The 23381-nt window shown below is 63.2% G+C and carries 27 protein-coding genes; 16 read left to right on the forward strand and 11 right to left on the reverse strand.

Annotated features, from left to right (window positions below; translation table 11 throughout):
• Positions 1-7: 7 nt before the first annotated feature.
• From glyQ to miaB, 7 genes are all read right to left on the reverse strand, one after another.
• A complete protein-coding gene (glyQ, locus tag ASN89_RS03845) occupies positions 8-925 on the reverse strand; it encodes a glycine--tRNA ligase subunit alpha (protein WP_034746745.1) in 918 nt (305 codons plus the stop codon).
• A 147-nt stretch (positions 926-1072) separates the two neighbouring features.
• On the reverse strand, positions 1073-2653 hold the full coding sequence (gene lnt, locus ASN89_RS03850) for an apolipoprotein N-acyltransferase (RefSeq protein WP_058048330.1): 1581 nt from the start codon (positions 2651-2653) through the stop codon (positions 1073-1075).
• A 16-nt stretch (positions 2654-2669) separates the two neighbouring features.
• Positions 2670-3548 carry an HlyC/CorC family transporter gene (locus tag ASN89_RS03855; protein WP_034746750.1) on the reverse strand — a complete coding sequence of 293 codons (879 nt, stop codon included), beginning with the start codon at positions 3546-3548 and terminating at the stop codon, positions 2670-2672.
• Positions 3549-3665: 117 nt separating this feature from the next.
• Complete coding sequence (locus tag ASN89_RS03860; protein ID WP_046684198.1) at positions 3666-4094, reverse strand: DUF4259 domain-containing protein; 429 nt, start codon at positions 4092-4094, stop codon at positions 3666-3668.
• Positions 4095-4098: 4 nt separating this feature from the next.
• Complete coding sequence (gene ybeY / locus ASN89_RS03865; protein ID WP_058048331.1) at positions 4099-4563, reverse strand: rRNA maturation RNase YbeY; 465 nt, start codon at positions 4561-4563, stop codon at positions 4099-4101.
• Complete coding sequence (locus ASN89_RS03870; RefSeq protein WP_058048332.1) at positions 4547-5611, reverse strand: PhoH family protein; 1065 nt, start codon at positions 5609-5611, stop codon at positions 4547-4549. The genes ybeY and ASN89_RS03870 overlap by 17 nt, the downstream gene beginning before the upstream one ends.
• Complete coding sequence (gene miaB, locus ASN89_RS03875) at positions 5608-6975, reverse strand: tRNA (N6-isopentenyl adenosine(37)-C2)-methylthiotransferase MiaB (RefSeq protein ID WP_058048333.1); 1368 nt, start codon at positions 6973-6975, stop codon at positions 5608-5610. The genes ASN89_RS03870 and miaB overlap by 4 nt, the downstream gene beginning before the upstream one ends.
• Positions 6976-7624: 649 nt before the next feature.
• Between miaB and ASN89_RS03880 the strand changes: the two genes are divergently transcribed.
• Positions 7625-7951, forward strand: coding sequence for a hypothetical protein (locus tag ASN89_RS03880; protein ID WP_034746769.1), 327 nt, complete (start codon positions 7625-7627; stop codon positions 7949-7951).
• Between the two features lie 141 nt (positions 7952-8092).
• Here the strand turns inward: ASN89_RS03880 and ASN89_RS03885 are convergent, their stop codons facing one another.
• Together ASN89_RS03885 and ASN89_RS03890 are read right to left on the reverse strand one after the other, a co-directional pair.
• Positions 8093-8938: an HDOD domain-containing protein gene (locus tag ASN89_RS03885; RefSeq protein WP_046684194.1), complete on the reverse strand. Its 846-nt coding sequence runs from the start codon at positions 8936-8938 to the stop codon at positions 8093-8095.
• Positions 8935-9273: a hypothetical protein gene (locus tag ASN89_RS03890; protein WP_046684193.1), complete on the reverse strand. Its 339-nt coding sequence runs from the start codon at positions 9271-9273 to the stop codon at positions 8935-8937. The genes ASN89_RS03885 and ASN89_RS03890 overlap by 4 nt, the downstream gene beginning before the upstream one ends.
• Before the next feature lie 207 nt (positions 9274-9480).
• Between ASN89_RS03890 and ASN89_RS03895 the strand changes: the two genes are divergently transcribed.
• From ASN89_RS03895 to ASN89_RS03910, 4 genes are read left to right on the forward strand one after another with little or no spacing between them, the layout of a single operon-like run.
• A complete protein-coding gene (locus ASN89_RS03895; RefSeq protein WP_046684192.1) occupies positions 9481-11046 on the forward strand; it encodes a sensor histidine kinase in 1566 nt (521 codons plus the stop codon).
• Between the two features lie 13 nt (positions 11047-11059).
• Positions 11060-11647: a DUF1697 domain-containing protein gene (locus ASN89_RS03900; protein WP_058048334.1), complete on the forward strand. Its 588-nt coding sequence runs from the start codon at positions 11060-11062 to the stop codon at positions 11645-11647.
• Positions 11647-12048 (forward strand): DUF3224 domain-containing protein, encoded by a 402-nt coding sequence (locus ASN89_RS03905; RefSeq protein ID WP_058048335.1) that lies wholly within the window; start codon positions 11647-11649, stop codon positions 12046-12048. The genes ASN89_RS03900 and ASN89_RS03905 overlap by 1 nt, the downstream gene beginning before the upstream one ends.
• Positions 12045-12224: a hypothetical protein gene (locus ASN89_RS03910; RefSeq protein ID WP_034746783.1), complete on the forward strand. Its 180-nt coding sequence runs from the start codon at positions 12045-12047 to the stop codon at positions 12222-12224. Before ASN89_RS03905 ends, ASN89_RS03910 begins: the two co-directional genes overlap by 4 nt.
• Positions 12225-12294: 70 nt before the next feature.
• Here ASN89_RS03910 and ASN89_RS03915 read toward each other — a convergent pair whose 3' ends face one another.
• Complete coding sequence (locus ASN89_RS03915; RefSeq protein WP_046684189.1) at positions 12295-12702, reverse strand: PEP-CTERM sorting domain-containing protein; 408 nt, start codon at positions 12700-12702, stop codon at positions 12295-12297.
• Between the two features lie 334 nt (positions 12703-13036).
• On the opposite strand from ASN89_RS03915, the gene ASN89_RS03920 reads away from it, so the two are divergent.
• Genes ASN89_RS03920 through ASN89_RS03935 form a run of 4 tightly spaced genes read left to right on the forward strand, consistent with a single transcriptional unit; the run spans position 13037 to position 15152 of the window.
• Complete coding sequence (locus ASN89_RS03920; protein WP_034746789.1) at positions 13037-13390, forward strand: ArsR/SmtB family transcription factor; 354 nt, start codon at positions 13037-13039, stop codon at positions 13388-13390.
• 8 nt (positions 13391-13398) lie between these two features.
• Positions 13399-13824 carry a YeeE/YedE family protein gene (locus ASN89_RS03925; RefSeq protein ID WP_058048336.1) on the forward strand — a complete coding sequence of 142 codons (426 nt, stop codon included), beginning with the start codon at positions 13399-13401 and terminating at the stop codon, positions 13822-13824.
• A complete protein-coding gene (locus tag ASN89_RS03930) occupies positions 13821-14252 on the forward strand; it encodes a YeeE/YedE family protein (RefSeq protein WP_058048337.1) in 432 nt (143 codons plus the stop codon). Before ASN89_RS03925 ends, ASN89_RS03930 begins: the two co-directional genes overlap by 4 nt.
• A gap of 42 nt (positions 14253-14294) precedes the next feature.
• Entirely contained in the window at positions 14295-15152 is an 858-nt protein-coding gene (locus ASN89_RS03935) for a ChaN family lipoprotein (RefSeq protein ID WP_058048338.1), read from the forward strand.
• Positions 15153-15168: 16 nt separating this feature from the next.
• Here ASN89_RS03935 and ASN89_RS03940 read toward each other — a convergent pair whose 3' ends face one another.
• Complete coding sequence (locus tag ASN89_RS03940) at positions 15169-16008, reverse strand: IclR family transcriptional regulator C-terminal domain-containing protein (protein ID WP_414842501.1); 840 nt, start codon at positions 16006-16008, stop codon at positions 15169-15171.
• Positions 16009-16161: 153 nt separating this feature from the next.
• Here ASN89_RS03940 and ASN89_RS03945 point away from each other — a divergent pair, with 153 nt between their 5' ends.
• The 7 genes from ASN89_RS03945 (at position 16162) to ASN89_RS03975 (ending at position 23172) form a co-directional block, all read left to right on the forward strand.
• Complete coding sequence (locus tag ASN89_RS03945) at positions 16162-16860, forward strand: 3-oxoacid CoA-transferase subunit A (protein WP_058048339.1); 699 nt, start codon at positions 16162-16164, stop codon at positions 16858-16860.
• 11 nt (positions 16861-16871) lie between these two features.
• A complete protein-coding gene (locus tag ASN89_RS03950; RefSeq protein WP_072455091.1) occupies positions 16872-17513 on the forward strand; it encodes a 3-oxoacid CoA-transferase subunit B in 642 nt (213 codons plus the stop codon).
• A 41-nt stretch (positions 17514-17554) separates the two neighbouring features.
• Positions 17555-18757: a 3-oxoadipyl-CoA thiolase gene (pcaF, locus tag ASN89_RS03955; RefSeq protein WP_058048341.1), complete on the forward strand. Its 1203-nt coding sequence runs from the start codon at positions 17555-17557 to the stop codon at positions 18755-18757.
• Between the two features lie 153 nt (positions 18758-18910).
• Positions 18911-20206 carry an MFS family transporter gene (locus tag ASN89_RS03960; protein ID WP_058048361.1) on the forward strand — a complete coding sequence of 432 codons (1296 nt, stop codon included), beginning with the start codon at positions 18911-18913 and terminating at the stop codon, positions 20204-20206.
• 76 nt (positions 20207-20282) lie between these two features.
• Positions 20283-20978 carry a fumarylacetoacetate hydrolase family protein gene (locus tag ASN89_RS03965; protein ID WP_058048342.1) on the forward strand — a complete coding sequence of 232 codons (696 nt, stop codon included), beginning with the start codon at positions 20283-20285 and terminating at the stop codon, positions 20976-20978.
• A 21-nt stretch (positions 20979-20999) separates the two neighbouring features.
• A complete protein-coding gene (locus ASN89_RS03970; protein WP_046684628.1) occupies positions 21000-21320 on the forward strand; it encodes a thioredoxin family protein in 321 nt (106 codons plus the stop codon).
• Between the two features lie 565 nt (positions 21321-21885).
• Positions 21886-23172, forward strand: coding sequence for an MFS transporter (locus ASN89_RS03975; protein ID WP_046684859.1), 1287 nt, complete (start codon positions 21886-21888; stop codon positions 23170-23172).
• Positions 23173-23381: the final 209 nt, after the last annotated feature.

Below are 23381 nucleotides of genomic sequence, written 5' to 3' on the forward strand. Positions count from 1 at the left end.
TAGGCGATCAAGCGGCGGCGGGTTGGTCTGCGGCGGGCAGCATCGGAAAACCGAGGCGCTCGCGCGAGTCGTAATACGCTTGCGCCACCAGGCGCGACAGGGTGCGTACGCGGCCGATGTAGGCGGCGCGTTCCGTCACCGAGATGGCGCCGCGCGCATCGAGCATATTGAAGCTGTGCGACGCTTTCATGATTTTCTCGTAGGCGGGCAGGGTCAGTTGCAGCTCGATCAAACGCTTCGCTTCCGCTTCGTAGTTGCCGAACTGTTCGAACAGCAGGTCCGTATTCGCGTGCTCGAAGTTGTAGGTCGATTGCTCCACTTCGTTCTGGTGGAAGACGTCGCCGTAGGTCAGTTTTTTCGTAGTGCCGTTCTCTTCCCACTCCGTCCATACCAAGTCATACACGTTTTCCACGCCTTGCAGATACATGGCCAGGCGTTCGATGCCGTAGGTGATCTCGCCCAGCACGGGCTTGCAATCGAGGCCGCCTACTTGCTGGAAGTAGGTGAATTGCGTCACTTCCATGCCGTTCAGCCAGACTTCCCAGCCCAGGCCCCAGGCGCCCAGTGTCGGGCTTTCCCAGTCGTCTTCGACGAAGCGCACGTCATTCTGTTTCAAGTCCAGGCCCAGCGCGGCCAGCGAACCCAGATACAGGTCGAGGATGTTTTCCGGCGCTGGCTTCAACACCACCTGGTACTGGTAGTAATGCTGCATGCGGTTCGGGTTTTCGCCATAGCGGCCATCTTTCGGACGGCGCGAAGGCTGCACATACGCTGCGCGCCAAGGTTCCGGGCCGATCGCGCGCAGGAAGGTGCCGGTGTGGAAGGTGCCGGCGCCGACTTCCATGTCGTAAGGCTGGAGCAGGGCGCAACCTTGCTTGTCCCAATAGGTTTGCAAGGTCAGAATAATTTGTTGAAATGTGAGCATCGTATGAGTTCGCCGCGCGGGAGGCTGCGCTTTGTTAAGGTTTGCTTGAAGCCCGGACGCATGCTTGGCAGCGCGTCCGGGCCGGGGTTTTGCTAATTTTAGCGGTTTTTACGGGCCCACTGTGACTCTTCGGGCAATATCGGCCGCTTATTGCTGCGCGGCGCGGCCGCGGCGGGCGGCGCGCGACAGCAGGAAGGCCGTCAGCAGGGCCAGCGCGGCCAGGGCCAGCACCAGTTTATTGCCGTACAGAATGTATGGCGTCATGCCGCCCATGCCTTGCACCTTGGCCGCCAGGGTGGCTTGCTGTTCCGGCGGCAGCAGGCTTTGCACGACGCCCTTGCCGTCGATGACGGCGGTGGCGCCCGTGTTCGTCGAGCGCAGCATCGGGCGGCCCGTTTCCAGGCTGCGCATCTGCGAAATCTGCAGATGCTGCGGGATGGCGATCGAGTCGCCGAACCAGGCCAGGTTCGAGATATTGAGCAGCACGGACGCCGACTGCTTGCCATTGCGGTGGGCGCTGGCCAGCTGGCCGGCGATTTCCTCGCCAAACAAGTCTTCGTAGCAGATATTCGGCAGCACCAGCTGATCGCGTACCTGCAGCGGCGCCTGGACGTCGGCGCCGCGGCCCATGTCGCCCAGCGGGATGGCCATCATGGCGACAAACCAGTGCAGGCCGGGCGGCACGAATTCGCCGAACGGCACCAGATGATGCTTGCGGTACTGGTAGTACGGTCCCGGCGCGCCGTTGGGCGTGATCCCCACGGCCGCATTGTAGAAGCGCTGCTGTTCGTCGAGCACGGGCATGCCGACCAGGATCGTGCTGCCCGTCTGCTGTGCATAGGTGCCCAGGCTATCCAGATAGCCGGGCGGCAGCTGGTGCGGCAGCACGGTGACGGCCGTTTCCGGCGTGGCGATCAGGTCGGCCGGCGTGCTGGTGATGGCGCTCTGGTACATCTGCAGGGCGCCCAGCACGAAGCCGGGGTCGAATTTCTGCTGCTGCGGCACGTTCCCTTGCAGCAGGCGCACGGTGATCGGGCGTCCGACAGGGTGGGTCCAGTTCACGTACTGCAAGCCGAAGCCGGCCGCGTACAGCGCGATGACGCCGCCCAGCGCGCTCCAGCGCGTGCGGTGCGTGAGCAAGAGCAGGGCGCCGGCGGACAGGGCCGCCAGCCAGCCCAGGCCATACGCGCCGACGATGGGGGCAAAGCCGCCCAGCGGGCTGGTATTGTGGGCGTAGCCGGTGGCCAGCCACGGGAAGCCCGTAAACAGCCAGCCGCGCGTCCATTCGAACAGGGTCCACGTGGCGGGCAGCACCAGCAAGGTCATGGCGGGCAGGGACAGCACCCAGCGCTGGCGCAGCCAGGCGGCCGCGCCCATGGCCAGGGCCACGTAAATGGCCATCAAGAGGGCCAGCAAGGCCACGGCGATGGCGGCGATCGGTGCGGCCATGTCGCCATAGCGGTGCATGGAGATGTACAGCCAGTGCGTGCCGGCCGCGCACCAGCCGAAGCCGTAGGCCCAGCCGATCAGCGCGCCGGCCTTGACGTTCGATGCGCGCAGCACCTGGTAGAACAGCACGCCCAGGCTGAGAATTTGCAGGGGCCAGTAACCGAAAGGGGCGAACGCCAGCACCGCGACGGCGCCGGCGATGGCGGCAGTCAGCATGCGCGCCCACGTGCTGCGGGGCGGTTTGGCGGGGGCGTTGGGGTCGGCGCGTCTGAAACGCATTTACAGCACGCGCATGTCAGAGTTCCAGTTCCGGCACGTTGGGCAGGCGCTCGACGAGCAGCACGTGCACCTGGCGCGCATCGGCGCGCAGCACCTCGAAACGCAGATTGCCGAGGTCGAAAATATCGCCCTTGTGCGCCATGCGGCCCAGGTACTTCGACACGAGGCCGCCGATGGTGTCGACGTCGTCGTCGACCAGGTGGCTGCCCACTTCTTCGTTGAACTGTTCGATCTCGGTCAGCGCCTTGACACGCCAGCGGGGGCCGAACTGGCCTTCCTTGAGCGAGAGGATATTGTCTTCGGCTTCGTCGAAGTCGTATTCATCCTCGATATCGCCGACGATCTGTTCCAGCACGTCTTCGATGGTGATCAGGCCGGCGACGCCGCTGTATTCATCGACGACGATGGCCATGTGATTGTGGTTGGCGCGGAAATCGCGCAGCAGCACATTCAGGCGTTTCGATTCGGGGATGAAGATGGCGGGGCGCAGCATGTCGCGGACGTCGAAAGTTTCTTCTGCGTAATAACGCAGCAAGTCTTTCGCCAGCAGGATGCCGATGACCTTGTCGCGCTCGCCTTCGATCGCGGGGAAGCGCGAGTGGGCGGTGGACAGGACTTCCGGCATCCATTCCTCGATCGGCTTGCTGATGTCGATGACATCCATTTGCGAACGGGGAATCATGATGTCGCGCGCGCAGAGATCCGATACCTGGAACACGCCTTCGATCATCGACAGGGCGTCGGCGTCGATCAGCTTGCGTTCATGCGCATCGTGTAGAACTTCGAGCAATTCTGCACGGTTCTCTGGCTCGGGGGAAATGAGTGCGGTCAGGCGTTCAAACAGTGACCGGTGGGGCTTGACGTCAGTTCTGACGCCACTAGGGTGCTCGGGCATAGGAGGCGTGAGCCGTTGTTGCGAAGGGATATAGGATACACCAAAAGTGGGGCAATACCGGATTTCCCCGCTTTTGATGCAAATTTAATACGTTGAAGTGCGCCGTTGCGCGATCTTTTACGCCGCTTCCGGGCCCAGCACACGCGCGCGCAAGGCCGCCACGTCGGCCTGCCAGTCGGCGAAATGCTCGCTGTCCTGCCACAGCTGGCGCAGCTCCGACGACTCGGCCGTGATGCGCTCGAAGGCCAGGCGCGCTTTTTCCAGCAGCGGCGGCGTGACTTTCTTTTTGCAGGCGGTCACCCATTCGTCCACTTCCGCGGTGGCCGGGTCGTCCGCGCCGTCGCCAGGCTGGCCCTGCAGGCGCGCGATCACTTCCAGCGCGGCCAGCGCTTCGGCGGCGAACGGCGCTTCCAGTTCCGCTTCCTGGCTGTCGATGACGTTGTCGAGCGTCGTCTCGACCAGTTCCAGGGTTTTATATTCGTGCAAATCCTGCGCCCAATCCATGGCGTAGTCGTTGCCAAAGGCGTCGGTGGCCCAAGTGCCCATGGTCTTACTCCTTGTACGGGTCGGTAATGCCGAGCTTGGCGAGGATTTCCGTTTCCAGGCCCTCCATCTCGGCCGCTTCCTCGTCATCCATGTGGTCGTAGCCTTGCGCATGCAGCACGCCATGCACGATCAAATGGGCCGTGTGCTCTTCCACGCTCTTCTTCTGTTCCGCAGCTTCCTTTTCCAGCACGTCCGTGCACAGGATGATGTCGGCGCGCGTCGGCTCATCGTCGCCCAGTTCTTCGCCTTCGTTGTAGGCAAACGTCAGCACGTTGGTGGCGTAGTCCTTTTCGCGGTAGTCGCGGTTCAGGGTGCGGCCTTCCTCGGCATCGACGAAGCGGATCGTGAATTCGGCTGGCGCGAACAGGGCCGCCTTGACCCAGCGGCGCACTTTCGGGCGCGTGATCAGGGTTTCCAGGCGGGCATCCGGGTATTGCACGGACAAGGACAGTTTATTTTTTTCGGACATTTTTGGCGGCAGCTGGTTTCAATAAGGAGGGTAACTGGGCGGCGTCGGCACTGGCCGCCTGCGCCGTTTCATAGGCGTCGACGATGCGCGCCACCAGCGGATGGCGCACCACGTCGGTGCTGTTAAATTGCGTGAAGCCGATGCCGCGCACGTCCTTCAGCACATGCACGGCGTCGATCAAGCCGCTCGTCTGGCTTTTGTGCAGGTCGACTTGCGTCACGTCGCCCGTCACCACGGCCTTGCTGCCGAAGCCGATGCGCGTCAAGAACATCTTCATCTGTTCGACGGTGGTGTTCTGCGCCTCGTCGAGGATGACAAACGCGTGGTTCAAGGTGCGTCCGCGCATGTAGGCCAGCGGGGCGATCTCGATCACCTGTTTCTCGAACAGCTTCTGCGTGCGGTCAAAGCCGAGCAAATCGTACAGCGCGTCGTACAGGGGACGCAGATACGGGTCGACCTTTTGCGCCAGGTCGCCCGGCAAAAAGCCCAGGCGCTCGCCCGCTTCGACGGCAGGGCGCGTCAAAATGATGCGCTTGACGGCATCGCGTTCGAGCGCGTCGACGGCGCAGGCGACGGCGAGATAGGTCTTGCCCGTGCCAGCCGGGCCGACGCCAAAGCTGATGTCGTGTTCGAGGATGTCGCGCAAATAGGCGATCTGGTGCGGCGTGCGGCCGCGCAGGTCGGAGCGTCGCGTTTTCAGCACGGGGCTGGCGATGTCCGGCTCGACGAAGGTGCTGGCGGGCGCGTTGGCGTGGTGTTCCGACGCGGCGGACAGGCCCGCGCGCTGTTCCACCAGGGCCAGCTGCACTTCTTCCAGCGGCACGACCTTGTTGGCGATGGCGTAGAACTGCTCGAGGATTTCCACGGCGCGTTCGGCATTGCTGCCGCCGACGATGAATTTCTCGCCGCGGCGGAAGATCGTCACGTCGAGGGCGGCGGAAATCTGGCGCAGGTTTTCATCGAGCGGTCCGCACAGGTGCGCCAGGCGCGTGTTGTCGAGCGGCTCGGGGATGAAGTAATGCGGCTGTATCGGGGCTTTGGTTTTCAACTGGCTCTTTTCAATGCGGGTGCGCTGGCGACGAGTTCGCCGCGCAGGGTGTAGGAATGGCTTTCGGTGATGCGCACGTCGACCAGCTGGCCGATCAATTGCAAACCGTCCGGGCCGGCGTCGAAATTGACTACGCGGTTGTTCTCCGTGCGGCCTTGCAGCTCACTGTCATCGGTGTCCTTCTTCGAACGGCCTTCGACGAGGATGGTTTGTACCGTGCCCACCATGGCCAGGCTGTATTTGCGCGTGTTGGCGTCGATGGCCGCCTGCAGCTGCTGCAGCCGGGCCAGTTTCACCTCGTGCGGCGTGTCGTCTTCCAGGCTGGCGGCCGGCGTGCCGGGGCGCTTGCTGAAGATGAAGCTGTAGCTGTTGTCAAAGCCCACGTCCGCGATCAGCTTCATCATGGCGTCGAAGTCGGCCTGGGTCTCGCCAGGAAATCCCACGATGAAGTCGGATGAAATGGCCATGTTCGGGCGCACGGCGCGGATGCGGCGGATGATGGACTTGTATTCGAGGCCCGTGTAGCCGCGCTTCATGGCGCCGAGGATCTTGTCGGAGCCGTGCTGCGCCGGCAGATATAAATGGTCGACCAGTTGCGGGATCTTCGCGTAGGCGTCGATCAGGCGCTGCGTGAATTCCTTCGGGTGGCTGGTGACGAAGCGCATGCGCTCGATGCCGGGGATATCGGCCACGTATTCGAGCAGCAGGGCGAAGTCGGCGATCTCGCCGCCTTCCATCGCGCCCCGGTAGGCGTTCACGTTCTGGCCCAGCAGGGTGATTTCCTTGACGCCCTGGGCGGCCAGGCCCGCCACTTCCGTCAGCACGTCCTCGAAGCGGCGCGACACTTCCTCGCCGCGCGTGTAGGGCACGACGCAGTAGCTGCAGTATTTGCTGCAGCCTTCCATGATGGAGACGAACGCCGAAGCGCCTTCCACCTTGGCCGGCGGCATGTGGTCGAACTTTTCGATTTCCGGGAAGCTGATGTCCACTTGCGCATCGCCGCTGGCGCGGCGCAGTTCGATCATCTGCGGCAGGCGATGCAGGGTTTGCGGTCCGAAGACCATGTCGACATACGGCGCGCGCTTGACGATGGCGTCGCCTTCCTGCGACGCCACACAGCCGCCCACGCCGATCAACAGGTGCGGCTTGGCCAGTTTCAGCTCGCGCAGGCGGCCCAGGTCGGAAAACACTTTTTCCTGCGCCTTTTCGCGCACGGAGCAGGTGTTGAGCAGGATCACATCGGCGTCTTCCGGCGTGTCGGTGCGCACCAGGCCGTCGGAGGCGCCCAGCACGTCGGCCATCTTGTCCGAGTCGTACTCGTTCATCTGGCAGCCGAAGGTTTTAATGAATACTTTTTTCTGCATGGAGTCGGGCGCTTATCGGTAAATGTGGCGGCAAACAGGATGGGTGAGCAGGATGCTGCAGCGCAGGGGGCCGCTCAGGGCGGAGCGCGGTGGATGACCGGCCGGGCGCCTCTGGCTGCCCGGTGGCAGGCTCGCTGCAAGTTCAGGTCATAGTTTAGCGTAAATCGCCGGCACGGGCCATGTCGTGCTGATCTTGCCGACAAGATTGCCGCCAGCATATTGCGCCATTTATTGCGATGCTCAAAAGCATTTATTTCTGTACGGCACCATTGATTTGTAACAAGTTGCTGCAAAGCCTTGTGTGCGCCCGCTGGCATCCTAATGTGTTGAAATAGCATCGTTGCCAAGCCAACCAGCAGCTTGATTGATATTTAACAATCAGGAAGTTTGCGCGAGGCGCAGATGCCGCGTGTTTGGGTTAGTATATTGTCTTATATGCAATTCATTTTGATGGGTTGCAGTGCTTTTACTTACGCGGCAAGTTGCGTATGTTGGCTGGGCGTGGCTGTGCGAGTCCTGTGCGGGCAGTGCGATAAGGAAAGGGCGGGGGAGGGCAGAGTCCGATGGAAAGACGTTTATTTAAACACTCTAAGCCAGCCTTAAGTTCGTATCGGCATTATTTTCTACATTCACCAGACGAGGAAAAATCATGGCACATCATGCATTAGCATCGCAAGAGAGTTACAACCCGAACCACCTGCTGGATATTCTGCTGAGCAAGATGCAGCTGAAGAACGATGCAGCCCTGTCGCGTCTGCTTGAAGTGGCGCCACCGGTCATCAGCAAGATCCGCCACCACCGCTTGCCGGTTGGCGCCTCGCTGCTGATCCGCATGCACGAAGTGACGGGCATGAGCATCCGTGACCTGCGTGACTTGATGGGCGACCGCCGCACCAAGTATCGTCTGTCCGACGCCCAGGGCCGTCCAAAAGCGGAAGACCGCGGCGATGCGCAAGAATCGAATTACGCGCACTGATGTGGCGGTTGTACGCTGACCGTGCCGCTTGCGTAGCTGCTGGCGGCAACAGGCTGGCGTGGACCGGGCAGCATGGACGTACCGTCATACCCCTAACGGCTTTCGCTTCGCAGCGAGAGCCGTTTGCGTTTGCGGCTTTATTTAGCTCAGCAGTGCCGAAGTGATTTCGTCGTAGCGCAGCTCCGTTTCGCGGAACAGCTGCAGATACGCGTCTTCGCCCAGGCCCAGCGCATCCCAGGCCACCGGCGAGACGCGCGGCACCATGTCGTCGCCCGCCTGCGCCAGGTCGAGCGCGCAAACAATCGCGTTGGCCACGTGGATCAGCGATGCGAGAAAGCCTGCCCCCGGTGCTTCCGGCTGCAGATAGTTGCCCAGCGCCAGGCGCATGGTGTCGGAAAAATTCCAGTGTTCGGCCAGGGCCACGCCCGCCTGCACGTGGTCCACGCCCAGCACGGCCTGTTCCGCTTCGAGCAGGCTGCAATCGTGCGCGGCCTGGTGCGCGATGACTTGCGCGTAGTGGGCGGGAAAGCTGCTGACCAGCACCAGGCGGCCGATGTTGTGCAGCAAGCCGGCCGTGAACGCGTAATCCTGGTTGAAGCGGATCTGCCGCGCCAGCACCTTGGCGCAAGCGGCCGTCGCTACCGAATGGCGCCAGAAGGCCTTGTCGTCGAAACCGGGGCAGAGACCTTCCGGGAAGCAACCGGTGATGGCGGCCGACGTGATCAGGCTGCGCGTCGTCTGGAAGCCCAGGTACGTGATCGCCTGCTGGATGGTGGTGGCCTTCACTTGCAAGCCATAGTGGGATGAATTGGCCAGGCGCAGGGTTTTCGCCGTCAGCGCCTGGTCGTACGACACTTTTTTGGCCAGCACGGAAATATCGACATCTTCCTGGTCTATGCTGTTGAGCAACTCCATGACGACGGCGGGCAGCGAAGGCAGGTCATCGAGGTGGGCGACGATATCGTCGAGCGTCAGATGGGTGCTCATGCGGCCTCTCCCGTGCCCAGGCGGTAAGCCGTGACATAGCTGCGCAGCAAGGTGGTGGCCGCGTCCAGGGGATCGTCGGGATCATGCTTGCGGAACAGGTAAGCCAGCCGTTCGCTGTCGGCCGCCTGCTGTGCGGCGATTTCTTCGGGCGAAGGGGGCGGCGCCTGGATCGGCAACATGTCGATGTTGTGGCGGGGCATCAGGGCCAGCATGTTTTCCGTCAATACCGCCCCTTGCGGCAACAGCACTTGTCCATGCGCATCGAGCAAGACATCCGACAAGATCATGCCAGGACGAACTTGTTCCAGGGGTAGATGTTGATGCGTGACCGCCATGACGACTCCTTAGATGATTGCGGGATATTACCATTGCCATGACGCAATGTCTCAACCTGCGTCAAAGTCCCTATCGAAAGTGGGAATACTGTAAATCTTGCCAATAAGCATGTCATACCGTACATTTGATTCAGGCCCTTGCATTGCCGACGTATCAGCGCCCGCGCCGCGGGCCGGCGGCTGGCCTGGCCCGGGGAGTGTTGATTGATGGTGAGTATCCAAGTCCGGCTGACCCTGCTTTTTGTCGTGATCGTCACCTTGGTGCTGGGCATTTCCGGCAGCTATACACAATATACATTGAGCAAGGAACTCGAATCGGGCAGCGCGCGCCTGCGCAGCGGTGTGCTCACGCGCTTGCAGACGAGCTTGCCTTCGGCCCTGTGGGACCTCGACAAATCCAAGGTCGACAGCATCGTCGCGGCCGAAATGCTGCCGCCGGAACTGGTCGGCATCCGCGTCTACGACGCGTCCGTCGGCCTGTTCGCCGGCGAAGTGCGCGACGCGGGCGGCACCCTGGTGCCTTTGAGCGCCGACGTGGCCATGGGCGGCACGCCCGTCGAGGCGCCGCTGGTGTTCCGCGACGCCGTGGCGGCGGCCACGGGCGGCAAGCCGGTGATCGTCGGCAAGGTCATCGTCAATTTCAGCCGCGCGCAGATCGATGCGGCCCTGCACGCCGAAGTGCGGCGCAAGGTACTGGAAGTGTTGCTGCTTGACATCATCCTCGTGGGCGCCCTGGCGCTGAGCCTGCGCATCGTCTTCGAACCGCTGAAACAGTTGCGCGACGGCTTGTTCGACCTGGCCACGCGCGGCAGCGATGAGGTCGAAGAGCTGCCGGAAAACCGGCGCGACGAACTGGGCGACGTGATCCGCGGCTTCAATGCCGTGCAGCGCAAGCTCAAGTCCATCATCGAGGGCAGCCGCGAGGCGGAAGACATGGCGCGCCGCTCGCAGCAGGCGACGGCGCAGGCCATGGACGAGCTGCGCCGGGCGCAGGAATCGCTGCTGCAATCGGAACGCCTGGCCTCGCTGGGCAGCCTGGTGGCCGGCGTGGCGCACGAAATCAATACCCCTGTCGGCATCGCGCTGACCAGCGCCTCGGTGCTGAAGGAAGCCACCGATGACATCAGCGCGGCCGTGGCCGGCGGCAGCGTGAAGAAGACCGACATCGTGCGCTACCTGGAAACGGCCGGTGAAAGCGCGCGGCTGATCATGAACAATGCCTACCGCGCCGCGCACCTGATCCACAGCTTCAAGCAGATCGCCGTCGACCAGGTCAGCGAGGCGCGCCGTTTGTTCGAATTGCGCGACTATATCGGCGAGGTGATTTCGAGCCTGCAGCCGACCCTGAAAAAGACGCGCATCAGCATCGATATCGATTGCCCGGCTGACATCATGCTCGACAGCTATCCGGGCGCGCTGGCACAGGTGCTGACCAACCTGGTGTTGAACTGCGTCGAGCACGCCTTCGATGCGGACACGGCCGGCAACATTCATATCGGCGTGCGCCGCGATGGCGACGCGATCGCCATGCAGGTGCGCGACAACGGCCGCGGCATCGCGCCCGACATGCTCGACCGCGTGTTCGACCCGTTTGTCACCACGCGGCGCGGGCAGGGCGGCACGGGACTGGGCTTGAATATCGTGTTCAACTTGATCGCCAAGCAGTTTGGCGGCACCATCACGGTCAGCAGCACCCTGGGGCAGGGTGCGACGTTCCTGCTGCGCCTGCCCACGGTGACGCCGTTGCCGGAAAGCACCAGCAGCCAGGCATAGGCAAGGAGACAACATGGCACAGATAGAAAACAGTCAGCAAGTGGCGCTGTTGCGCGGGATTAATGTGGGCCGCGCCAAGCGCGTGGCCATGGCCGACTTGCGCAAGCTGCTGGGCGACCTGGGTTTTGCGCAGGTGCGCACGGTCCTCAACAGCGGCAACGTCGTGTATGACGGTGGCAAGGTAGCACCGGCCGAGGCCGCTGCCCGCATCGAGGAAGCGCTGGTGCTGAAACTGGGCGTGGCGGCCAGAGTGACGGTATTGTCGGCCAGCCAGTTTGCCGAGCTGGTCGAACAAAACACCCTGGCGCCGGCGGCCGATGCGGCCCGTCTGCTGACCCTGGTGCTGAACAATCCGGCCGACGTGCAGCGCCTGGCGCCGCTCCTGCAGCAGTCGTGGCAGCCGGAAGCGCTGGCGCTGGGGCGCTGGGCCGCGTATGCCTGGTGCCCCGATGGCGTGCTGGCCAGCAAGGTGGTGGCGGCGCTGGGCGTGCTGCTGGGCGACGGCGTCACGTCGCGCAACTGGGCCACCATGCAGAAACTGCATGCGCTGCTGAACGGAGCCGATGCGCCAGCCACGTCCTCATTTACCAAGGAGCACTGATGCCTTTCATTACCGGTACCTTCGACGTCACCATCACCCCGGAAACCTTGTCGGACACGGCCGCGCAATCGGGACTGGGACGCTTGTCGCTCGACAAGCGCTACCACGGCGCCCTCGAGGCCCGCGCGCAGGGCGAGATGCTCAGCGCGCGCGCCAGCGTGACGGGCTCGGCAGGCTATGTGGCGCTGGAACGGGTGGAGGGTACTTTGGACGGACGCCACGGCAGTTTTTATTTGCAGCACAGCGGCACGATGACGCGCGGCGCGCCCGCCTTGTCGGTGACGGTGGTGCCCGATACGGGCACGGAGCAGTTGCAAGGGCTCACGGGCAGCCTGGCCATCCGCATAGAGGACGGCAAGCACTATTATGATTTCACGTATGACATTGTTGAGACGCAATGAACTGGGATATCGTCAAGGGTGTATTGATCGTGCTCGTCGCCATCAGCGTGGTGGTGACGGCCTTCGTGCTCATTTCCGCCTCGGGCCCGGACAAGGCGGGCTGCATCGCGCGCGCCCTGAAGTCGGGCATTCCGGTGGGGAACATCGAACGGGTCTGCCGCCTGCTCGACAAATGATGGCGCCATAACAAAACATTCCGCACCAGGCGGAATGTTCTTCAGCAGCGCCTTGCCAGTGCCGGCGCCATCAGTTATCGAATTTTTCCTGTTTTTCGCCGTGCAGGCTCAAGGCCACCAGGCCCAATCCCACCAGCAACATCGAGTACATGCTTGCTTCCGGCACGGGCGCCGGCACGTTGGCTTGCTGTGCGGGCGTGGCCGTCATGGGCCGGGCTGGCGCCAGGGCCACGTGACGCGCGCCACTGGTGCTCCAGTGCGGTGCCGCGCTCGCGCTGCTGCTGGCCAGCAGGCGTGCATACGGCAAGTCTGGCGTTTCCCAGCCGGGATTGTTATTCAAGCTGATGCTTTCATCGATCGTCACGCGTTCGCCGGCTTCCTGCAGCTTGCCGGCCGTCGTGTCGCTGACTGCCGCCATGCTCCATGTACTGGCCGACAGCGCCAGCAAGGCCACGCATAACGGCGGATAGATTTTCATCGTGCTCTCCCTGTGGTTCACCGCGCGGCGCAGCCGAAACCGGCTTGCGCATGGACGGACAATTCGCCTGTACGGGGGCGTATCATGGTTTTTCTGCTGTTCTCCCATTACAGCATAGATCGTGACAATTTTGATACGCTTATTTCCTCTTTATTACGAATATTTGTCATTTTGATAGCGTAAACATGATCGCTGCCGCACACTTTGCATGGGCACGCTATCGGCGAAAAAACACTGTTGTTTTTTTGTGCGAATCGCCAGCAGGAAAACAATATATTGATTAGTATATTGTTTATCGTACGCTATTCAATATGACCGCCTGTGGGAGGGCAAGATGGAGACAGTCGCAACACAACACGCCGAATACAACCTCGACGCCATGCGTGGCTCGGCCTACAAGGCCAGCTCGCTGCTCAAGGCCATGGGCAATGCCGATCGTTTGATGCTGCTGTGCCAGTTGTCGCAGGGCGAGCATTGCGTCAGCGACCTCGAGCAAAAAGTGGGCATCGGCCAGCCGACCCTGTCGCAGCAGCTGGGTGTGCTGCGCGAAGAGATGCTGGTGGCCACGCGGCGCGACGGCAAGCAGATTTATTACCGCGTTGCCAGCGCGCCCGTGCTGGCCGTGCTACAAGTGCTGTACGCGCAATTTTGCGCGCCGCGCGCCCCGTTCAACGACGAAGCGGACTGACCGCTGTCATGACCATAGACTGGCAGCACTTCACGCCGTGGGCCTCGCTGGCCGGCGGCATGCTGATCGGCCTGGCGGCTGCGCTATTGGTCCTGTTCAATGGCCGCATCGCCGGCATCAGCGGCATCGTCGGCGGCTTGCTGCGTCCGCGCAGTGGCGACCTCGGCTGGCGCATCGCCTTTCTTGCCGGCCTGATCGGCACGCCCCTGCTGTACCAGCTGTGGCAAACCTTGCCGCCCGTACAGATCGATGCAGGCACGCCCGCCCTGATCGTGGCGGGCCTGCTGGTGGGCGTGGGCGTGCGCTATGGCGCCGGCTGCACCAGCGGCCACGGCGTGTGCGGCCTGTCGCGCCTGTCCCCGCGTTCGCTGGCGGCCACGTGTGTCTTCATGGCGGCCGGATTCCTCACCGTCTATCTGTTGCGCCACCTATGAATAAACTGATTCTTTCCCTGTTGAGCGGCCTCGTCTTTGGCCTGGGCCTGATCGTCTCCGGCATGTCCAATCCGGCCAAGGTGCTCGCTTTCCTCGACCTGGCCGGCGCCTGGGACCCGTCTTTGGCGCTGGTGATGGGCGGCGCCATCGGCGTGGCCTTGCCCGCCTTCTGGCTGGCGCGGCGGAGAACCCGGTCGCTGCTGGGTGAAGCCATGCAATTGCCGGTGTCGCGGCGCATCGACCGGCGCTTGCTGCTGGGCAGCCTGGCTTTTGGCGCGGGCTGGGGCATCGCCGGTTTCTGTCCCGGTCCCGCCCTCGTGTCGCTGCTGGCGGGCCAGCCGAAAGCGTGGATGTTTGCCGGCGCCATGCTGGCAGGCATGGCCGTGTTTGAAGTGCTGGAGCGCCGCAAGCTGCCCACGCCGACCTGAGACGGTACAATCTGGCGCATCGCCACTTTGGATACCGCTTACATGAAGACCGAGATTTTCCGTGCCGGCGCGCGCGCCGCCCTGCTGAGCAGCGTGCTGGCGCTGGCCGCCTGCGGCAGCCTGCTGAAGAAGGAAGCCCCGCCCGCTCCCGCGCCTGTGGCCGACGCCTTGCCCAATCCGCAAGTGCTGCTGCTCGGTGAAGTGCATGACAATGCGCAAGGCCAGCGCCTGCGGGTCGATGAATTGCAGCGCCGCCTGGCGGCTGGCTGGCGTCCCGTGATTGTCATGGAGCAGTTCGACCGCGAAAACCAGGCCTTGCTGACGCGCGCCGCGCGCGAATGCGCCGACCCCGACTGCATCATCCGCGTGATGGAACAGCCGCGCTGGGACTGGAGCGTGTACCGGCCCGTGCTGGACCTGGTCGTCAGCTACCAGCTGACCCTGGTCGCCGGCAATTTGTCGCCGGCCGATGCCTCGCGCATCGTGCGCGACGGCATCCAGTGGTCGATGCCGCCCGCCATGGTGGCTACTTACCTGGCCGCGCCCGTGCCGGCCGATATCCTGGAAGGGCAAAAGAAGGAAGTGCAGGCGGCCCGCTGCAATATGCTGCCCGACATGATGGTGGGTGGCGTCGTCAACGCCCAGGTGGCGCGCGATATCTGGATGGCCAAGCTGATCCGCGACCAGGCGCCGCGCGACGTGGTGCTGATTGCCGGCAATGAGCATGTGCGCAAGGATATCGGCGTGCCCCGCTGGCTGAAGCTGGCCGACCCGCAACTGAACGTGCGCAGCATCGGCTACCTGGAGCAGGGCGGCAGCGGCTACAAGGGCACGTTCGACCTGACGCAAACGATGCCGGCGCAGCCGCGCCCCGACCCGTGCGCCAAGTTCAAGAAATAAGGTTCAAGAAATAAGCCTACTGCTGCACCCGCACCAGCGCGCTGACCCGGCTTGCCGTCTCGAGCAGTTTCGGCAAGCTGTGTTCCAGCAGGTGCGCCACGGACGGCCCCGCCGTCTGGCCGCTGACGTTGATCGCCGCCACCACCTTGCCGGCCCGGTCGAACACGGGCGCGGCCAGGGCGATCAAGCCCTGTTCCAGTTCTTCCTGCACCAGGCACCAGCCCTGGCGCCGCACTTGCGCAATCTCTTCCATCAAGATGTCGATATCGACCTTGGTCGCCGGCGTGATTTTCAGCAGCGCCATCTTCGACAGCCGTTCGCGCAGCACGTCGGGCGCCAGTCCCGACAGTAAAACCCGTCCCATTGAGGTGCAGTAGGCGGGCAGGCGGCTGCCGATACCCAGGTTGATCGACATGGTGCGGTGCGCGGACAAGCGCACGACATACACGATGTCGTCGCCGTCGAGCACGGTGGCCGAGCACGACTGGCGCAAGATCTGCATCAGTTCTTCCAGCAGCGGCTGGGCCTGCGTCCACACGGGCAAGGACGACAGATAGGCGTAGCCGAGGTCGAGCACCTTGGGCGTCAAACGGAACAGCCGCCCATCCGCTTCCACGTAACCGAGATGCAGCAAGGTATGCAGGATGCGCCGCGCGCCCGCGCGCGTCAGCTGCGTCCGTTCCGCCACTTCACTCAAGGTCTGTTGCGGCGCGTCCGCGCCAAAGCTGCGCAGCACGGCCAGGCCCCGCGCGAACGATTGCACATAGCTGTCGCCAGGGCGGGGCGCACCGTCGGCATCAGGGATTTCTTCGGCGGAAGGGGCGGTGTTGCTGCGTGCGGTCATGGCAATTCCAATTGGTCAAGGTGGCAATTATAGCCATGGCGCTGGCGAAAACGGCAAATTGACAAGCGCCCCGATCAGGCATATTCTCACGAATAAGTTCTAAATACGAATATTTGTTCTTTATGCGAACAAATTGCCGATGGGTTTGATTGGAAGGAGACCGCAATGATCGACAAACTGCGTTCCAGCGTGCTTGACGCGCTGGCCGATATCCACGATGGCGCCACCGTCATGATTGGCGGCTTTGGCGGCGCGGGCCAGCCGGCCGAGCTGATCGACGGCTTGATCGCCCAGGGCGCGCGCGACCTCGTCATCGTCAACAACAATGCGGGCAATGGCGACACGGGCCTGGCCGCCCTGCTGAAAAACGGGCAAGTGCGCAAGATCATCTGCTCGTTTCCGCGCCAGGCCGATTCCCACGTCTTCGACGCCCTGTACCGGGCGGGCCAGCTGGAGCTGGAGCTGGTGCCGCAGGGCAACCTGGCCGAGCGTATCCGCGCCGCCGGCGCCGGCATCGGCGGCTTTTTCACGCCCACCGGCTATGGCACGGACTTGGCCAAGGGCAAGGAAACGCGCGAGATCGACGGCCGCATGTATGTGTTCGAGTCGCCGATCCACGCCGATTTCGCGCTGATCAAGGCGGAGCAGGGCGACCGCTGGGGCAACCTGACTTACCGCAAGACGGCGCGCAACTTCGGCCCCATCATGGCCATGGCCGCGAAAGTCAGCATTGCTTCCGTGCACGAGGTGCTTGACTTGGGCAGCATCGATCCCGAGCACGTCATCACGCCGGGCCTGTTCGTGCAGCGCATCGTGCAAGTGCCGCGCACAGCCACCGGCCCCGCCGGCTTCAAAGCTGCCTGAGGAGTACTAAATTGAATAAATGGAATCGAGACCAAATGGCGGCCCGCGTGGCGGCCGACATCCATGAAGGCAGCGTCGTCAACCTCGGTATCGGCTTGCCGACCCTGGTGGCGAACCACTTGCCGGCTGGCGCGGACATCATCCTGCACAGCGAAAACGGCGTGATCGGCATGGGGCCCGCACCGGCGCCCGGCGAGGAAGACTACGACCTGATCAACGCAGGCAAGCAGCCCGTCACATTGCTGCCCGGCGGCAGCTATTTCCACCATGCCGACAGCTTTGCCATGATGCGCGGCGGCCATCTGGACATCTGCGTGCTGGGCGCGTTTCAAGTGTCCGCCACGGGCGACCTGGCCAACTGGCATACGGGCGCGCCGGACGCCATTCCCGCCGTGGGCGGGGCCATGGACCTGGCCATCGGCGCGAAAAAAACCTGGGTCATGATGGAACTGCTGACCAAGACGGGTGAAAGCAAGCTGGTGCAGGCCTGCACCTATCCGCTTACGGGCATCGGGTGCGTCAGCCGCATCTACAGCGACCTGGCCGTGCTCGATTTGTCGCCGGCTGGCGCCACGGTCGTCGAACTGGTCGATGGCTTGAGTTTTGAACAGCTGCAAGCGTTGACGGCCGTGCCGCTGACGGACGGACGTTAATTCAGCATCAATACGCAATACCCTTTCTTGGAGGAAAGAACATGACCCACGCTTATATCTGCGACGCCCAGCGCACGCCATTCGGCCGCTATGGAGGAGGACTCGCCGGCGTGCGCGCCGACGACCTGGGCGCCGTGCCCATCCGTGCCTTGATGGCGCGCAATCCCGACGTGGACTGGACTGCCGTTACCGACGTGCTGTACGGCTGCGCCAACCAGGCGGGCGAAGACAACCGCAACGTGGCGCGCATGGCCGCCCTGCTGGCGGGCTTGCCCGACAGCGTGCCGGGCGCCACCCTGAACCGCTTGTGCGGCTCGGGCCTGGACGCCATCGGCAGCGCCGCCCGCTTCATCAAGAGCGGCGAAGCGGGCTTGCTGATCGCGGGCGGCGTGGAAAGCATGAGCCGCGCGCCGTTTGTCATGGGCAAGGCCGACAGCGCTTTTTCGCGCGGCATGAAAATGGAAGACACGACCATCGGCTGGCGCTTCATCAATCCGCTGATGAAAGCGCAGTACGGCGTCGATTCGATGCCGGAAACGGCGGAAAACGTGGCCTGCGACTTTGGCATCAGTCGCGCGGACCAGGATGCGTTCGCGCTGGCCAGCCAGGTCAAGGCGTTGGCGGCGCAGCAGGCGGGCGTGTTCGACAGTGAAATCTGCCCCGTCAGCATCGCGCAAAAGAAGGGCGAGCCCATCGTCGTCGTCCGCGACGAGCATCCGCGCGCCACCACCCTGGACACTCTGGCCAAATTGAAACCCGTCGTGCGCGCGGACGGCACGATTACCGCCGGCAACGCATCGGGCGTCAACGATGGCGCGGCGGCCCTGCTGCTGGCCGACGAGGCGAACGCGGCCCGCTTTGGCCTGACTCCGCGCGCCAGGGTCGTGGCCATGGCCACGGCTGGCGTGGCGCCGCGCATCATGGGCATCGGTCCCGCGCCCGCCACCTTGAAAGTGCTGGCCATGACGGGTTTGACCCTGGCCGACTTCGACGTCATCGAATTGAACGAAGCGTTTGCCGCGCAGGGCCTGGCCGTGCTGCGCCAGCTGGGCTTGCCCGACGACGATGCGCGCGTCAATCCGAACGGCGGCGCCATTGCCCTCGGTCATCCGCTGGGCGCCTCGGGCGCGCGCCTGGCCATGACGGCCGTCAACCAGCTGCACCGCACGGGCGGGCGCTATGCGCTTTGCACCATGTGCATCGGCGTGGGGCAGGGCATTGCATTGGTGCTGGAACGGGTCTGATCGGCAGCGCCTGAAGGCGAAAAAAAGTTGCCGGCGCTACGTATTAACCCGTATGCCGGGCGGCTTTTTGACACTGATCAAGGGCGTATGATGCAAAACCAGCCTGGGAAACCGGGCTGGCGTTGGCTTTTTCACACGAACAAGAAGATTGATATGACATCCCACGATACTCCGCATGACGTTGCGCAGCTGACTTCCCAGCAGCGCATCAAGGCCATCATTGGCGCTTCCTCCGGTAACCTGGTCGAATGGTTCGACTTCTATATTTACTCGTTCTGCGCGCTGTACTTCTCGCACGCCTTTTTCCCGTCCGGTAACCCGACGACGCAGCTGCTGCAGACGGCCGGCATCTTTGCCGCCGGCTTCCTCATGCGTCCCGTGGGCGGCTGGCTGTTCGGCCGCATCGCCGACAAATACGGCCGCCGCCAGTCGATGATGATTTCCGTGCTGATGATGTGCGGCGGCTCGTTGATGATCGCCGTCATGCCGACCTATGACACCATCGGCGCCTTCGCGCCGTTCCTGCTGCTCGTGGCGCGATTGTTCCAGGGCCTGTCCGTGGGCGGCGAATACGGCACCAGCGCCACCTACATGAGCGAAGTGTCGGAGTCGGGCAAGCGCGGCTTCTTCGCCTCGTTCCAGTACGTGACCCTGATCGGCGGCCAATTGCTGGCCTTGCTGGTGCTGGTGGTCTTGCAGCAACTGCTGACCCTGGAAGAGCTGCGTGCCTGGGGCTGGCGCATCCCGTTCGTCTTCGGCGCCCTGGCGGCTCTGGTGTCGCTGAACCTGCGTAAATCGCTGACGGAAACGACCACCGCCAGCGAACGCAAGGACAAGGATGCGGGCAGCCTGCGCGGCTTGCTCAAGCACAAGCGCGCCTTCATCACGGTACTTGGCTTTACGGCCGGCGGCTCGCTCGTGTTCTACACGTTTACCACCTACATGCAGAAATACCTGGTCAACACGGCCGGCATGGATACCAAGACGGCCAGCGCCGTCATGACCTGCGCTCTGCTTGTCTACATGATTCTGCAACCGGTATTCGGCGCCTTGTCCGACCGCATCGGCCGCCGTACCTCGATGCTGTTCTTCGGCGGCCTGGCCACCCTGTGCGTGCTGCCCATCATGCATGCCTTGAAGGACATCAGCAGCCCGTACGCGGCGTTCGGCCTGATCATCATCGCGCTGGCCATCATCAGTTTCTACACGTCGATCAGCGGCTTGATCAAGGCGGAAATGTTTCCCGTCGAAGTGCGCGCGCTGGGCGTGGGCCTGTCGTATGCGGTCGCCAACGCCATGTTCGGCGGTTCGGCCGAATACGTGGCGCTGCAGTTCAAGGCCTGGCACGTGGAAGAGTATTTCTACTGGTATGTGACCGTCATGTGCCTGATTTCCTTCATCGTCGCCATCCGCATGCCGGACCCGAGCCGCTCGGGACTGCTGAAGTAACGTTGTCGTAAAATGAGGGACACTGCGGTGTCCCTTTTTCATCACCGCCTTTTTATCGTGCCGATCAGGAGTTTTCATGCCGTATGTCATTGCCGCACCGATCCAGCCCAGCGTTCCCGTCACGGGCAGCGCCGACAGCTTTCCCGTCCACCGCATCTATTGCGTGGGCCGCAACTACGTCGACCACGCCAAGGAAATGGGCCACACGGGCCGCGAGGCGCCGTTCTTCTTCATGAAACCAAATGACGCCGTGCTGCCCGTGCCCGTTGGCACGACGGGCGAACTGCCGTATCCCGCGCAGACGCAGGATTTCCAGCACGAGATGGAACTGGTGGTGGCCATCGGCAAGGGCGGCAGCGACATCGGCGTGGCCGACGCGCTGAGCCACGTGTGGGGCTATGCGATCGGCCTGGACATGACGCGCCGCGACGTGCAGGGCGCCGCGAAAAAACTGGGCCGTCCATGGGACACGGGCAAGGCCTTCGAACATTCGGCGCCCATCGGCCCCATCACCCCGGCCGCACAGGCGGGCGACGTCAACCATGCCGCCATCACCCTGCACGTGAACGGCGAGTTGCGCCAGGCGAGCACCATCGACATGCTGATCTGGAACGTGGCCGAAACCATCGCCGACCTGTCCACTTACTTTACCTTGCAGCCGGGCGACCTGATTTACACGGGCACGCCGGCCGGCGTGGCGGCCGTGCAGCGCGGCGACGAGCTGGTGGGCGCCATCGATGGCCTGGGCACTTTGCGAGTGAAAGTGGTCTAAGTTCTCAAGGAGACGCACATGATGAACGACACATATTCCGTAGCACAACCGGCGCGCGCCGAGATCGACGCCTTGACCGGGCCGGCCTTGCTGGAATTCGGCACGGGCTGGTGCGGTCACTGCCGCGCCACCCAGGCGCCGCTGGCTGCCGCCTTTGCGCAGCACCCCGGGGTGCCGCATATCCGCGTGGAAGACGGCCCCGGCCGCGCCCTGGGGCGTTCGTTCAAGGTGAAACTGTGGCCGACCCTGGTTTTCCTGAAAGATGGCCAGGAAGTGGCGCGCCTCGTGCGCCCGCTCGACAGCCGCGAGATTGAGCAGGCTTTTGCATTGATTGATGCCTAGGTCGGCGTAGGTCGGCTTAGCGCAGCGTAAGCCGACACCACCGCACATGCTCCATCACAACTTCTTGCCGCACCGCACCACTGCGCGTATCATAAGCCGCTTACAGCAAGATCAACCGCATCCTTAGGGATGCAGCGCGATCATCGCCGGCCCGCTCCACCCGGAGGGGCCGCAGGCAAGGATTCACCACAAATGACCGATGCCGCGATGCCGACGCGCGGGTCTGGTACGGAATGCCTGGCGATACGCCGGGCTTGATACACGTCGCCCATCCCCTGACGCCTTTCCTGCCGTGCCCCGGGTAACCGGATGGCGCACGACCGTTGTTTCTCTAAATCAGCACTGATCACGGCGCGATAGCGCGCGTTGGTACACCGTTGTCTGCCGTTAACAACGGCGTGTTGCAGCGTGGAATTTGTTTGCGAATTTAATAGCAATTTCGCAGCAATTACGCCCGCGCACAGCTATGATATGTGAACCGCGCGCCTAGACAACGTGCTGTGCTGCTGCCTGAAAAAACATCCAGAGAATGGCCTTTAGACACCCTCCCCAAGGAGCGCAGTAAATGAGCACCCCCCCTAAGAAAAATTCCCCCGGCACGGTGCTGTTCGCCAGCCTGATCGGCACCACCATCGAGTTCTTCGACTTTTATATCTACGCCACCGCCGCCGTGCTGGTGTTCCCGAAACTGTTCTTCCCCGCCGGCGACCCGTCGGCCGCCGTGCTGCAGTCGCTGGCCACGTTCGCCATCGCCTTCTTCGCCCGCCCCATCGGTTCGGCCGTGTTCGGCCACTTCGGCGACCGCATCGGCCGCAAGGCCACCCTGGTGGCAGCCTTGCTGACCATGGGTATCTCCACCGTCATCATCGGCTTGCTGCCGACGTATGCCGCCATCGGCACCCTGGCGCCGTTGCTGCTGGCGCTGTGCCGTTTCGGCCAGGGCCTGGGCCTGGGCGGCGAGTGGGGCGGCGCGGTGCTGCTGGCCACGGAAAACGCGCCACCGGGCAAACGCGCCTGGTACGGCATGTTCCCCCAGTTGGGTGCGCCGATCGGCTTCTTCTTGTCGGGCGGCATCTTCCTGCTGCTCAGCGAAACCATGACCGATGAGCAGTTCTTCAGCTACGGCTGGCGCATCCCGTTCCTGGCCAGCGCGCTGCTGGTCATCGTCGGCCTGTACGTGCGTCTGAAGATCACGGAAACGCCGGACTTCCAGAAAGTCATCGACAAGAACGAAGTCGTCAAGCTGCCGGTCGCCACCGTGTTCCGCCAGCATGGCCGCATGCTGTTCCTGGGCACCATCATCGCCCTGGCCACCTTTGTGCTGTTCTACCTGATGACGGTGTTCGCGCTGAGCTGGGGCACGACCAAGCTGGGCTTCACGCGCAAGGAATTCCTCATCGTGCAGCTGTTTGCCGTGCTGTTCTTTGCCCTGACGATTCCATTCTCGGCCGTGCTGGCTGACCGCCGTGGCCGCCGCGCCACCCTGATCTGGGTCTCCGTCGCCATCGCCATCTTCGGCCTCGTGCTCGCGCCAATGTTCGGCTCGGGCGTGACGTGGGAAGTGACTGTCTTCATGGCCGTCGGCCTGGGCTTGATGGGCATGACCTACGGACCGCTGGGCACCATGTTGTCCGAGCTGTTCCCGCCGGAAGTGCGCTATACGGGCGCTTCGCTGACGTTCAACCTGGCCGGCATCCTCGGTGCCTCGCTGGCGCCGTACATCGCCACCTGGCTGGCGACCAACTACGGTTTGCAATACGTGGGCTATTACCTGTCGCTGGCAGCCGTGCTGACCCTGGGCGCGCTGCTGATGGTGGGCAAGCCACGCACGGGCAAGGAAGCGTGGGAATAAACCGCCCGCATTAGCTGAATCCCCCGAAAGCCGCCAGCTGCACAGCTGGCGGCTTTTTTTTGTCGGTAAAACACCACGCCGCACGCCTGCCGAGATTCTTGTTGACAGTCAAAATCGGCTGGTGGTAAGGTGTGCACACGTGTGCAATGCAGTGCAAACCCCTGGAAAGCACATCCGGGACAGTGACACCGCAAGATAGCGGTGCGGTC

The organism is Janthinobacterium sp. Ant5-2-1 (assembly GCF_001445815.1).
GTDB lineage: Bacteria > Pseudomonadota > Gammaproteobacteria > Burkholderiales > Burkholderiaceae_D > Janthinobacterium > Janthinobacterium lividum_E.

Excerpts from the sequence above, each read along its gene's own strand:
- glyQ (WP_034746745.1), bottom strand. The coding sequence starts at position 925 with ATGCTCACATTTCAACAAATTATTCTGACCTTGCAAACCTATTGGGAC.
- lnt (WP_058048330.1), bottom strand. The coding sequence starts at position 2,653 with ATGCGTTTCAGACGCGCCGACCCCAACGCCCCCGCCAAACCGCCCCGC.
- ASN89_RS03855 (WP_034746750.1), bottom strand. The coding sequence starts at position 3,548 with ATGCCCGAGCACCCTAGTGGCGTCAGAACTGACGTCAAGCCCCACCGG.
- ASN89_RS03860 (WP_046684198.1), bottom strand. The coding sequence starts at position 4,094 with ATGGGCACTTGGGCCACCGACGCCTTTGGCAACGACTACGCCATGGAT.
- ybeY (WP_058048331.1), bottom strand. The coding sequence starts at position 4,563 with ATGTCCGAAAAAAATAAACTGTCCTTGTCCGTGCAATACCCGGATGCC.
- miaB (WP_058048333.1), bottom strand. The coding sequence starts at position 6,975 with ATGCAGAAAAAAGTATTCATTAAAACCTTCGGCTGCCAGATGAACGAG.
- ASN89_RS03880 (WP_034746769.1), top strand. The coding sequence starts at position 7,625 with ATGGCACATCATGCATTAGCATCGCAAGAGAGTTACAACCCGAACCAC.
- ASN89_RS03885 (WP_046684194.1), bottom strand. The coding sequence starts at position 8,938 with ATGAGCACCCATCTGACGCTCGACGATATCGTCGCCCACCTCGATGAC.
- ASN89_RS03890 (WP_046684193.1), bottom strand. The coding sequence starts at position 9,273 with ATGGCGGTCACGCATCAACATCTACCCCTGGAACAAGTTCGTCCTGGC.
- ASN89_RS03895 (WP_046684192.1), top strand. The coding sequence starts at position 9,481 with ATGGTGAGTATCCAAGTCCGGCTGACCCTGCTTTTTGTCGTGATCGTC.
- ASN89_RS03900 (WP_058048334.1), top strand. The coding sequence starts at position 11,060 with ATGGCACAGATAGAAAACAGTCAGCAAGTGGCGCTGTTGCGCGGGATT.
- ASN89_RS03905 (WP_058048335.1), top strand. The coding sequence starts at position 11,647 with ATGCCTTTCATTACCGGTACCTTCGACGTCACCATCACCCCGGAAACC.
- ASN89_RS03910 (WP_034746783.1), top strand. The coding sequence starts at position 12,045 with ATGAACTGGGATATCGTCAAGGGTGTATTGATCGTGCTCGTCGCCATC.
- ASN89_RS03915 (WP_046684189.1), bottom strand. The coding sequence starts at position 12,702 with ATGAAAATCTATCCGCCGTTATGCGTGGCCTTGCTGGCGCTGTCGGCC.
- ASN89_RS03920 (WP_034746789.1), top strand. The coding sequence starts at position 13,037 with ATGGAGACAGTCGCAACACAACACGCCGAATACAACCTCGACGCCATG.
- ASN89_RS03925 (WP_058048336.1), top strand. The coding sequence starts at position 13,399 with ATGACCATAGACTGGCAGCACTTCACGCCGTGGGCCTCGCTGGCCGGC.
- ASN89_RS03930 (WP_058048337.1), top strand. The coding sequence starts at position 13,821 with ATGAATAAACTGATTCTTTCCCTGTTGAGCGGCCTCGTCTTTGGCCTG.
- ASN89_RS03935 (WP_058048338.1), top strand. The coding sequence starts at position 14,295 with ATGAAGACCGAGATTTTCCGTGCCGGCGCGCGCGCCGCCCTGCTGAGC.
- ASN89_RS03945 (WP_058048339.1), top strand. The coding sequence starts at position 16,162 with ATGATCGACAAACTGCGTTCCAGCGTGCTTGACGCGCTGGCCGATATC.
- pcaF (WP_058048341.1), top strand. The coding sequence starts at position 17,555 with ATGACCCACGCTTATATCTGCGACGCCCAGCGCACGCCATTCGGCCGC.
- ASN89_RS03960 (WP_058048361.1), top strand. The coding sequence starts at position 18,911 with ATGACATCCCACGATACTCCGCATGACGTTGCGCAGCTGACTTCCCAG.
- ASN89_RS03965 (WP_058048342.1), top strand. The coding sequence starts at position 20,283 with ATGCCGTATGTCATTGCCGCACCGATCCAGCCCAGCGTTCCCGTCACG.
- ASN89_RS03970 (WP_046684628.1), top strand. The coding sequence starts at position 21,000 with ATGAACGACACATATTCCGTAGCACAACCGGCGCGCGCCGAGATCGAC.
- ASN89_RS03975 (WP_046684859.1), top strand. The coding sequence starts at position 21,886 with ATGAGCACCCCCCCTAAGAAAAATTCCCCCGGCACGGTGCTGTTCGCC.